This is a genomic window from Deltaproteobacteria bacterium (assembly GCA_022340465.1).
In the GTDB taxonomy this organism is placed as follows: Bacteria; Desulfobacterota; Desulfobacteria; order Desulfobacterales; family B30-G6; genus JAJDNW01.
Window position 1 is genome coordinate 1 of the sequence record JAJDNW010000126.1, and the last position, 11,155, is coordinate 11,155.

The following is an 11,155-nucleotide window of genomic DNA, read 5'->3' on the forward strand; positions in this document are numbered from 1 at the left end:
TGCACCAGGCGGCCATGAAAACGACCATGCTGCGGGACGGTTTGCGCGTGAGCATGCGGTCGAGTTCCTCGGCCGTGATGGGTTTGATGGTACCTCCGTATACGCGAGGCAGGCATGGGTTCAGCAGGACAATCAGACAGATAGCCCAGACTGCCAGGGCGGTTCGGTACCGTGTGTTGATTCGCATGGTAGACAGTTCCCGGTTTTTTATTCCTGAATTTGTTTCCAAAAGACATCTTAATCTTCACATGGGAAAACATTTTTTTCAAGCCTTCGGAATGTTTTTCGGACAACCACCTTAAGCCCAGGTTGGTCCCGCAAGGCTGGGATTACGTTACCATGCAATATTTGTAGGATTTTTTACCTTGACAGCGATCCGCCATTTTCATAGGAATTAGGGTCGCAATACGGTCAGCCCGTTGTGTCGTTCGGCAGTGCAGAATGGGGCCCGGCTAACAGCTATCGAAGCTCCATGCGGAGCTTCCAAACGTAAAACCTGCATCAGGAGGTGCCAATGGACAAGGAGCAAAAGGCGTTTTATGAGAGGTTGGAAAGCAAAGGGGTCTCGCGCAGGGATTTCATGAAGTACTGTACGTTTCTGACCGCAACCATGGGGCTGTCCTCATCGTTTGTTCCGAAGGTGGCGGATGTTTTCGCGGCACCGGCGCAGCGGCCGCCGGTTGTGTGGCTCCATTTCGCGGAATGCACAGGATGTTCTGAAGCCATCTTGCGCTCGATGTATCCGTTCGTGGATGAACTGGTTCTCGAGATTCTTTCCGTAGAATACCATGAAACCATTATGGCCGCCGCAGGACACCAGGCGGAAGAGAACCTGCATGCCGCGGTAAGCAAGTACGAAGGCAAGTTCATTTGCGTCTGCGAAGGCGCTGTGGGCACCAAGTTCGGCGGCGGCTACGGCAAGGTCGGCGGGCGGACGTTCCTCGAGATCGCCAAGAGCGTCGTACCCAAAGCCGCGGCGACCATCTCCCTCGGGACCTGCGCCGCATACGGCGGCGTGCAGGCCGCCAAACCCAATCCGGGCGGATACAAAGGCGTCGGCGATGCCCTGGGCGTAAAGACGCTGAACATCCCCGGATGTCCTCCCAACCCGATCAATTTCGTGGGAACCGTTGTCAATTATCTGCTCCTCGGTAAACTCCCCGCCCTGGACAACCTGGGCCGGCCTCTGTTTGCCTACGGCACCACCATTCACGACAAGTGCCCCCGACGGTCGCATTTTGAAAACGACGAGTTCGTTGAAGAATTCGGCTCCGAAGAGGCCGCCATGGGCTACTGCCTCTACATGATGGGCTGCCGCGGCCCGGAGACCTACAACAACTGCCCCATCGTCAAATTCAACGACGGCACCAGCTGGCCGGTGGAAGCGGGACACCCCTGCATCGGCTGCAGCGAACCCGATTTCTGGGACAACATGAGCCCGTTCTACGAAGAGATGTAGGTGTCGATAAAATCAGATAATTATCCTTTTTATAGGGAGGAGACATATGGGAAAAAGAATTACGATCGATCCGATTACACGCATTGAAGGCCACCTCCGCATCGAGGTCGAGGTCGAAAACGGCAAGGTGAAAAATGCCTGGAGCTCAGGCCAGATGTTCCGGGGCATCGAACTCATCCTTCAGGGGAGGGATCCCCGCGACGCCCACCACTTCGTGCAACGATCCTGCGGCGTCTGAACGTACACCCATGCTCTGTCCTCGGTGAGGGCAGTCGAAAACGCGGTAGGCGTCAAGATACCCAAGAATGCACGGCTGATCAGAAACCTCCTGCACGGCGCGCAATTCCAGCACGACCATATCGTTCATTTTTATCACCTGCACGCGCTGGACTGGGTGGATATCGTCAGTGCCCTCAAGGCAGACCCCAAGAAAACGGCGACCCTGTCCGACAACGTCAGCAATGCGCCCTGGGGCGGCGCCAACTATTTTAAAAATGTCCAGGCACGCATCCAGACCTTCGTGGACAGCGGCCAGCTGGGTCCCTTTACCAATGCCTACTGGGGCCATCCGGCCTACGTGCTGCCGCCGGAAGCCAACCTGATGGCTGCCGCCCACTACATCGAAGCGCTGAGGCTTCAGGCGAAAGCGGCGCGGATGCACGCTATTTTCGGCGCCAAGAACCCGCATCTTCAGGCGCTTGTCGTCGGCGGCATCACTTCCGTGAAAGATTTAACCCCGGACCGCATAGCGGAATTCCTCTACATTACCAAGGAAACCCAGGATTTCGTCAAGAACGTGTACATCCCCGACCTGCTTGCGGTGGCTTCCTTCTATAAAGACTGGGGCGGCATCGGCGGCTGCACCAACTTTTTGGCCTGGGGGGACCTGCCGCAGGGTGAAGATGAGCCCAAGAGCCTGTTCATGCCCCGGGGGGTTATCAAGCGGCGCGATATCGGCGGCGTGAAGATGGCCGAGGAGAAGGCCGTGACCGAACACATCGCCAGGTCCTGGTATGAGGACGGCAGCCCCAAGCACCCCTACAAGGGCGAAACCAAACCCCTGCAGGAAGATCCCGCGTACCGTCCGGGCGGCGGCAAGTACTCCTGGTTCAAGGCACCGCGCTACGAAGGCGATCCCTGCGAGGTGGGCCCCCTGGCGCGTGTGCTGGTGGCTTACGGCTACGGTAATGAAACGATCAAATCCCTGGTGGACGACACGCTGAAGAAACTGGGGGTTCCGGCAGCGGCACTTTTCTCAACCCTGGGCAGAACGGCGGCCAGGGGTCTCGAAACCATCGCCATCGGCGACGCCATGCCGGGTTGGGTCATGGAGCTGGTTGAGAATCTCAAAAGCGGTGACACCCAGACCTACCAATCCTGGGAGATGCCGGAAACCGGCATGGGGGTAGGGCTGAACGATGTCGCCCGGGGATCTCTGGGGCACTGGATCGAGATCGAAGACAAAAAGATCAAGAACTACCAGTACGTGGTTCCGTCAACCTGGAACCTGGGGCCCCGGGACGAAAAGGGCAAGCTGGGCCCGGTGGAGGAAGCCCTGGTAGGAACGCCTGTGGCCGACCCCAAGCGACCACTGGAAGTTCTGCGTACGGTGCACTCGTTCGATCCGTGCATCGCCTGCGGCGTTCACGTCATCGATCCGGATTCGAACCAGGTGTATAAGGTCAGAGCACTGTAAACCGGGGAAAACGGTCGACGGTCCCCAGCCGCTTGAGGCGGGGGACCGTTTCCGCGCCTTTGTGACAAACAGGGACGATTTTCATCACGAAAACATGAACATGTGAAAGCGCGAACGGGTCATCGGGCTGCGTGCCTTTCAGGTTTCGTGTTTTCGTGATTGTTTTTTTAATTATGCGATGAATTCAGAAACAGGCAATCAACAGATCATGGTCCTGGGGGTGGGCTGCATCCTGTACACGGACGAAGGGTTCGGCGTGCGCGTCATCGAACGCATCGAAGAGCGGTACACCTTTCCCGAAAACGTGTCCGTCGTGGACGGTGGCGTGCTGGGAACCAACCTTCTGGGCGTCATCAGCCTGGCAGACCACCTGATCGTGGTGGACGCCATCCGCAACAAGGGCAATCCCGGTGACCTGTACCGCCTCTACGGCGACCAGATTCCCAAGCGCATCAGGGCCAAGAATTCGATTCACCAGGTCGATTTTCTGGAGGCGCTGACCCTTTGCTCGGCCCTGGACAAGGTGCCGGACACGGTGATCGTCGGGGTGGAGCCCGAGGATATCGACACGTGCAGCATCGACATGTCCCCGGTAATTCAGGAGCGGATCGACCCGGTCATCCAGATGGTGCTCGAGGAGTTGGACCGGTTGGGCGTTACGTATAGCAAAAGGAAAAATCAGCGACCTCCGGCAGCTTGTGAAGGGAGTTAACATGTGCCTGGCGATACCGTCGAAAATTGTCAAGATAGAAAATGGCGTGGGCACCATCGATGTGGATGGCGTCCGGCGAACCGCCAGCCTTTTGCTCGTGGAGGATGCTGCCGTGGGCGACTACGTGATCGTGCACGCCGGGTTTGCCCTGCACAAGATTGACGAAGCCGATGCCATGGCGTCTTTGCGGCTCCTAAAGGAGGCGGCCGAATTTGCAGAAAAGAAAGAGAGGGAAGTGTAACATTCCTTTGACAAATTTTCGTGCAAAACAAATCGAGATCAACGGCATCGTGCAAGGGGTGGGGTTCCGGCCTTTCGTTTACCAGCTGGCCACGGCGCACGGGCTCCGCGGCCGGGTTTCCAACACGTCCGACGGTGTTTCCATCGAGGTGGAAGGCGACCAGACGGCCGTTGAAGCCTTTATCCGTGACCTGACCGGGAAGGCGCCTCCCCTGTCCCGGATCACCCGGATCGAAAGCGAAGACACCCCCTCGACGGGATTCCCCGATTTTTCCATCGGCAACAGCCGGTCCAAGGGTCGGCGCCACACCCTTATTTCTCCGGACATGTCCATCTGTGACGACTGCCTGGCGGAGTTGTTGGACCCCGGCGACCGCCGCTACCGCTATCCGTTCATCAACTGCACCAACTGCGGCCCGCGCTACACCATCATAGACGACATTCCCTATGACCGCCCGCAGACATCCATGCGCGGTTTCATGATGTGTGACCGCTGCCAGTCGGAGTACGACGATCCTCTGAACAGACGCTTCCACGCGCAGCCCAATGCCTGCCCTGCCTGCGGGCCCCATGTGTGGCTGGCAGACAAAAACGGCACCGCGGTTTCCGCAGAGGATCCCGTCGCGGCGGCCGTGGATTGCATTAAAAAGGGGCGCATATTGGCGGTCAAAGGCCTGGGCGGATTTCACCTGGTGGCGGATGCGGCAAACCAGGCGGCTGTGGAGCGGCTGAGGCGCCGCAAGAATCGTGAGGAAAAGCCCCTGGCCGTCATGTCATACGATCTGGCCGCCATCCGGGCGTACGCCGTAACCACGCCCGACGAAGAAGCCCTGCTCACCTCCCCCCAGCGACCCATCGTGCTGCTGCCCAAAAGGAACCCGCCTTTGCTGGCGGACGCCGTTTCACCGAACAATCGCACCGTCGGGGCGATGCTGCCGTACACCCCCCTGCACTACTTGCTGCTGTCCGGCGGTTTCCGGGCCCTGGTGATGACCAGCGGCAATGTCAGTGAAGAACCCATCGCCATCGACAACCGGGATGCGTTGTCGCGGCTGGCGGCCATGGCCGATTACTTTTTGCTGCACAACCGTGACATCTACCTGAGGAGCGATGATTCGGTCGTCAAGCTGATCGCCGGCAGGGCACGCTTTTTCCGCCGCTCGCGGGGATATGTTCCCGGGCCTGTTTTTCTGAAAAAAGCCGTCCAACCGATCCTGGCCTGCGGGGCCGAGCTGAAGAACACGGTTTGCCTGACGCGGGAGGACCAGGCCTTCTTAAGCCAGCATGTGGGCGATCTCGAAAACCTGACCACCTATCAATTTTTCATCGAAACCGTCGAACACCTGAAGCGCATCCTGGACATCGAGCCCGCGCACGTGGCCTGTGACATGCATCCGGATTATTTGAGCACGCGTTATGCAAAGGCGCTGGATGATGTTGATGTTTTGGAGGTTCAGCACCACCATGCCCATATCGCGGCCTGTATGGCCGAAAACCGGGTCGACGGCCAGGTGATCGGCCTGGCCTTCGACGGTACGGGCTATGGTTCCGACGGATGCATCTGGGGCGGCGAGGTGTTGCTGGTGCGTCTCGACGGTTTTGACCGGGTCGGGCATGTCGCCTACGTGCCCATGCCCGGCGGTGCCGCGGCCATAAAAGCGCCGTGGCGGATGGCTGTCAGTTACCTGTACCAGGCGTTTGGGAAAAGCCTGCTTGCGTTGGACCTGCCTTTTTTCAGAACCGTCGATAATCACAAAATTGAATTCATGATCGACATGATTGAAAAACGGGTCAACGCTCCCTATACATCCAGCCTGGGGCGGCTGTTCGATGGCGTCGCCGCCATGATCGGGCTGCGGGATACCGTTGCCTACGAAGGGCAGGCCGCCATGGAGCTGGAGATGGCGGCCGATCCGGATGCCGTGGGGGGGTATGAGGTCGGTGTCCACCGGGGCGGGATGTTGGCAATAGAGAGTGCGCCCATGATTCGGGGCATTGTCGAGGATATCCGGGCACGGGTGCACCCGTCGGAAATCAGTATGAAATTTCACAACACGCTTGTCCGGGTCTTCACGCGTCTCTGCGAGGAGATCCGCGAGGAAAGGGGCCTGAACCGGGTGGCCTTGAGCGGGGGTGTTTTCCAGAATGCGCTGCTGCTCTCAGGCCTTTCCAAAAATCTGGGAAAAAGCGGTTTCCAGGTGCTGAGCCACACCCTGGTGCCGACGAACGACGGCGGTATTGCCCTGGGGCAGGCGGTTGTGGCGGACGCCATGCTGCGTAAACCATGAACAACCGCAAAGGCGCAAAGGGCACAGAGATTTCGATGAGTGTAATTATACGAAGGGCCGAAAACACCCCGATGGCTGAATTAAACGATAGCTGTACATTGGCCGGCAAAGGAACATATGACTCTCAAATATATGGAAGAATTCCGGGATGCGACGATCTCCCGCAGCCTGGTGGAAAAAATAAAAGCCGCCTCCAGAAAGGAGATCCGCTTGATGGAGGTGTGCGGGACGCACACGGTGTCCATCTTTCGCAGCGGTGTCCGATCGCTGCTGCCGGAAACCATCAGCCTGCTTTCCGGGCCGGGGTGTCCTGTCTGCGTGACCGACCAGAAAGAGATCGACGCCTTTGTGGCACTTTCCCGGGTTGATGGGGCGATCGTGGCCACCTTCGGCGATTTGATGCGGGTTCCCGGAACCGTTTCGTCCCTGCAGAAGGAAAAGGCCGAGGGCCGTGATATCCGGATCGTCTATTCCACGATGGATGCCATCGATCTGGCCGTCAGCCATCCGGAGCGGGAGGTCATTTTCCCGGGGATCGGTTTCGAAACCACGGCTCCCACCATTGCGGCCGCCATCCAGACCGCCCATCAAATGGGGCTGCGCAACTTTTCCGTCTTTGCGGCCCACAAGACGGTCCCCCCGGCCCTCGATGCGCTGATGACTTCCGAACGGGTCCGTATCGACGGGTTCATTCTGCCGGGGCACGTATCGCTGGTGATCGGCACCTCCGCCTACGAGCCGTTTTTTAAAACCCACCACATTCCCTGTGTGGTGGCGGGATTCGAGCCGGCGGACATTCTCCAGGCGGTCTGGATGCTGGTGGAACAGATAGAGAACGGCAGGCCCCAACTGCGCAATGCCTACGGACGGGCGGTCACGCGGGAAGGGAACCGCAAGGCCAGGGAGCTGCTCCGGACGGTTTTTGCGGTGGAGGATGCCGCCTGGAGGGGGATCGGAGTAATACCTGCAAGCGGCCTGAGGATCCGGGACCGGTTTGCCCAATTCGACGCCGGGAAAAAATTTAACCTGGAACTGCCGGAGCCCCGGGAGCCCGAAGGATGCGCCTGCGGGGAAATTCTGACCGGTGCAAAAACCCCGCCGGAATGCCCCTTGTACAAAACGCGCTGCACCCCCATGAATCCGGTGGGACCCTGCATGGTTTCCAGCGAAGGCACCTGTGCGGCGTATTACCGCTATCACGGGTGATACACGGTTGGCTGGTGGCTTGTGGCCGGGAGAGTTTAAAGGCAACCATCACGAAAGGAAAAAAGCTCGAAAAAAGAGATCAATCTTTCATGCGTTCGTGATACTTGTTTTACCTGTACCGGTTGTCATATATATGCTCCGATACAACCTATGTCCAACGTGAGAAACATTTTTTCCGAGGGTTCAGGGTGCCGAAAAACATGACAACCGCTATTCAACAGATTTTCCATGGAAAATCGTATAACTAAATTAAAATTGGCTGTATTTCGAGAAACAATAGGTGATCTCACAATGTTTTCATCATATACAGCGGAATGCAATCTAATAGCGTTTGGAGTACAATTACCTTGAGATCAACAGTTGTGAACGATGCCCTAAAGGAAACGCTGTTTCGGAACGGTATTTCGCCAAGCGCTATAACATCAAACACCAAACACCAATGATTACCAAACCCGACAAAATTCTTCTGGACCATGGCAGCGGCGGCAAGCTTTCCCATCACCTGACAACCGGTCTGATGCTGCCGGTATTCGACAACCCCATCCTGGCGAACCTGGATGACGGCGCCGTTTTCACGGTAGGCGGGCAGCGGTTCGCCTTTTCCACGGACACGTATACGGTGGACCCGATCTTTTTTCCGGGGGGCAGCATCGGCGATCTCGCCGTCAACGGTACGGTCAACGATGTGAGCATGTGCGGCGCCGACCCGCTTTACCTCAGTGTGGGGCTGATTCTGGAAGAGGGGTTTCCCATCCCCGACCTCGAAAGGGTTCTCGAGGATATGGGCCGGGCCGCCGGGAAAGCCGGTGTCCAGGTGGTGACCGGAGACACCAAGGTGGTGCCCAAAGGGGCGGCCGATAAAATTTTCATCAATACGTCCGGCTTGGGAAAGATTCCCCCGGGCGTCGATGTGTCGAGCAAAAACGCGAGGGTGGGGGACAAGGTCATTCTCAGCGGCAGCATCGCCGACCACGGCGTAACCATATTGACGCAGCGCGAGGGCTTGGCCTTCGACGCGCCCGTCAGGAGCGATTCGGCGCCGCTCAATCACATGGTTAAAAAAATGTTTTCGGCCGGTCAGGCCATCCACGTCCTGCGGGACCCGACCCGGGGAGGCGTGGGGACGGCGCTCAATGAGATTGCGGCGGGCTCCGGGGTGGGCATTCGCATCGAGGAAAGCCGCATTCCGGTGAAGCCCGAGGTCGCCGGCATCTGCGAACTGCTGGGTTTCGACCCCTTGTACCTGGCCAACGAAGGCAAATTGCTGGCCTTTGTGGCTCCCGAAGATGCGGACGCTGTGCTGGCGGCCATGCGAGCGGACGCATCCGGGGCCGATGCCTGCTTCGTCGGCGAGGTGGTGGCCGATAACCCGGGACAGGTTTTCATGGAAACCCGCATCGGCGGCCAGCGCATCGTGGACATGCTGACCGGGGAACAACTGCCGCGAATCTGCTAAAAATAAATTTTCGGTTTCCGTTAGGCGGCCGCTCGAAAATAAGCCTGGCTTTCAATAGGGAGTGAAGGCTTCATCAACAAAGGGAAAATTTATTTTTAATATTTTTCATTTCATATTCTACTGTCATCAATGAATCTCTTTATTAAGAAATATCAGACAAGTATACATTGTTCATCCATTTTTAATAGGTGGGGTGGTCATTGTCTTTTCGCTATTTTTCTGCTGGTGGTGATACTCCAGGGATGCTCGGCTAAAAAAGAGGTGGTTTTTTCCGGCCGCACCATGGGCACGACCTACCACATCAAGGCGGTGGCTGGATATTTTATATGGACAGCGGACCTCAAGACCAAAATCGACGCATGTCTGGTGGACATCAACCAGAGCATGTCGACCTATATTCAGGACAGCGAAATAAGCCGGTTCAACCGTTTTGAAAAGATCGATGCGCCCTTTTTTGTATCCGACGGTTTTCTCGACGTCATCCGGACAGCGGAAAAGCTGTATAAGATAACGGGCGGAGCCTGGGATGGCACCGTCAAACCGCTGGTGGACCTCTGGGGCTTCGGGAAACCCGGGCGGCAGGGCGGGCTGCCCGATGCGGAAGCCATTGAAAGCCGGCTGAAAACGGTGGGGTTTGACAGGATAGAGATATCGGATGAGGGATATGTCAAGAAACAGCATGCGGACACCACCCTGGATTTTGCCTCCATTGCCAAGGGGTATGGCGTTGACCGGGTGTCCGGGCTGCTGAAATCCGAAGGCATTGCCGATTTCATCGTGGAAATCGGTGGTGAAGTGGTTGCGTCCGGCCGCAGAAAAGACGGCCGCCCCTGGCACGTGGGTGTGAACATGCCGGACAAGGACGCGTCGCGCAGTGCCCTTTACGGCGTGGTCGACCTTTCAGATCGTGCCATGGCCACCAGCGGTGATTATCGCAATTTCTTCGAGAAGGACGGCGTCATGTACAGCCACATCATCGACCCCCGCACCGGTTATCCGGTTCGAAACGGGGTGGTCAGCGCCACAGTCATCACCAGGGACTGCATGCTGGCAGACGGCCTGGCAACAGCGGTGATGGTCATGGGACATGAAAAGGGCCTGGCCCTGCTGGAACGGATGCCGGGGGTCGAGGGAATGGTCATCGTGCGTGAGGCTGACAACAGGTTGGTCGATTACCCCACACCGGGATTTGTAACCCTCATGCGGTAAAGGCCGGGGGGTTTTAGCTTAGAACCCTTGTCATCCCCGCGAAAGAGGCTGTGTCGCAATCCGCTTTGGCAGGGTTAGGACATTTGCCATATATATGTTCCGTTTCAACATTGGATTGGCTGGTGGCGGGTTTGTTTTTCAAAGCACCATATCATCAATAATCTGCACGACTGTCGTAGTGCCCTGCCGGATCGATGATGTTTCCACTATCTGATTTTATTAAAAATCTGCACTTTTTCATCAACAATCCGGCGGGCACAGGGTATGCCTTGGTTTGATATGGTGCTTTGAAAAACAAACCCGCCACCCGCTTAGGGCATACGGAACCTTATTCTGACAAACACTGTAAAACCCTGCGCTACATGATCGGGCAAACAGATGGATAGAACCAAACCATGTATAATCAAACGGTTATCAATTTAGGCCAGGGCGTTAGCCCCGAAAAATTTTCCTGGTAGCGCTATTTGGTGAATAATGACACAGGCGCCTGCCAATCCCTTGACCAAATTCCGAATACGAGACCGTGTCGCCCCAATCCGGGCATCGGTCAACCGCTACGGGTTATTGACAACCCCCCTCTGCTTCCTATAAATAGTCACCGTTCACGCCTTTTTTCCGTTACCACCAACAATGGCAACCCAATCTGAGCGCTCAATTTAGGGATACCTATGATAAAGGCATACCTGAAAACCCTAACGAGCGGTCTGCTTCTCGAGCGGATGCTGAAAAGGCCCCTGGTCGTTCTGGCGGTCGTTTTACTGATCACCGCGGTTTTTGCCTGGCGGATTCCTTCCCTTATCTTTAAGACGTCCATTTATGATCTGATTATCGAAGACCTGCCGGAGACGGCCCGCTACGACGATTTCAAGAAGATATTCGGTTCCGATGA

At 56.9% G+C, this 11,155-nt stretch carries 10 protein-coding genes; 9 read left to right on the top strand and 1 reads right to left on the bottom strand.

All coding sequences use genetic code 11. The features are described from left to right. A partial coding sequence (locus LJE94_16900; protein MCG6911781.1) for a hypothetical protein occupies positions 1 to 187 on the bottom strand: 187 nt, incomplete at its 3' end. A 327-nt stretch (positions 188 to 514) separates the two neighbouring features. Here LJE94_16900 and LJE94_16905 point away from each other — a divergent pair. The 9 genes from LJE94_16905 to LJE94_16945 form a co-directional block, all read left to right on the top strand. Next, entirely contained in the window at positions 515 to 1,459 is a 945-nt protein-coding gene (locus tag LJE94_16905; protein MCG6911782.1) for a hydrogenase small subunit, read from the top strand. 46 nt (positions 1,460 to 1,505) lie between these two features. Next, positions 1,506 to 3,155 (top strand): nickel-dependent hydrogenase large subunit, encoded by a 1,650-nt coding sequence (locus tag LJE94_16910; protein MCG6911783.1) that lies wholly within the window; start codon positions 1,506 to 1,508, stop codon positions 3,153 to 3,155. 178 nt (positions 3,156 to 3,333) lie between these two features. Then, entirely contained in the window at positions 3,334 to 3,867 is a 534-nt protein-coding gene (locus tag LJE94_16915) for a HyaD/HybD family hydrogenase maturation endopeptidase (GenBank protein MCG6911784.1), read from the top strand. Position 3,868: 1 nt separating this feature from the next. Next, positions 3,869 to 4,108 carry a HypC/HybG/HupF family hydrogenase formation chaperone gene (locus LJE94_16920; protein ID MCG6911785.1) on the top strand — a complete coding sequence of 80 codons (240 nt, stop codon included), beginning with the start codon at positions 3,869 to 3,871 and terminating at the stop codon, positions 4,106 to 4,108. A gap of 7 nt (positions 4,109 to 4,115) precedes the next feature. Further along, on the top strand, positions 4,116 to 6,395 hold the full coding sequence (gene hypF / locus LJE94_16925; protein MCG6911786.1) for a carbamoyltransferase HypF: 2,280 nt from the start codon (positions 4,116 to 4,118) through the stop codon (positions 6,393 to 6,395). Positions 6,396 to 6,512: 117 nt separating this feature from the next. Further along, positions 6,513 to 7,601, top strand: a complete 1,089-nt coding sequence (gene hypD, locus LJE94_16930; protein ID MCG6911787.1) for a hydrogenase formation protein HypD — start codon at positions 6,513 to 6,515, stop codon at positions 7,599 to 7,601. Between the two features lie 439 nt (positions 7,602 to 8,040). Then, positions 8,041 to 9,057, top strand: a complete 1,017-nt coding sequence (hypE, locus tag LJE94_16935; GenBank protein ID MCG6911788.1) for a hydrogenase expression/formation protein HypE — start codon at positions 8,041 to 8,043, stop codon at positions 9,055 to 9,057. 228 nt (positions 9,058 to 9,285) lie between these two features. Next, positions 9,286 to 10,266: an FAD:protein FMN transferase gene (locus LJE94_16940; GenBank protein ID MCG6911789.1), complete on the top strand. Its 981-nt coding sequence runs from the start codon at positions 9,286 to 9,288 to the stop codon at positions 10,264 to 10,266. 668 nt (positions 10,267 to 10,934) lie between these two features. Next, positions 10,935 to 11,155 (top strand): hypothetical protein (locus tag LJE94_16945; GenBank protein MCG6911790.1); only part of this gene is annotated, 221 nt, incomplete at its 3' end.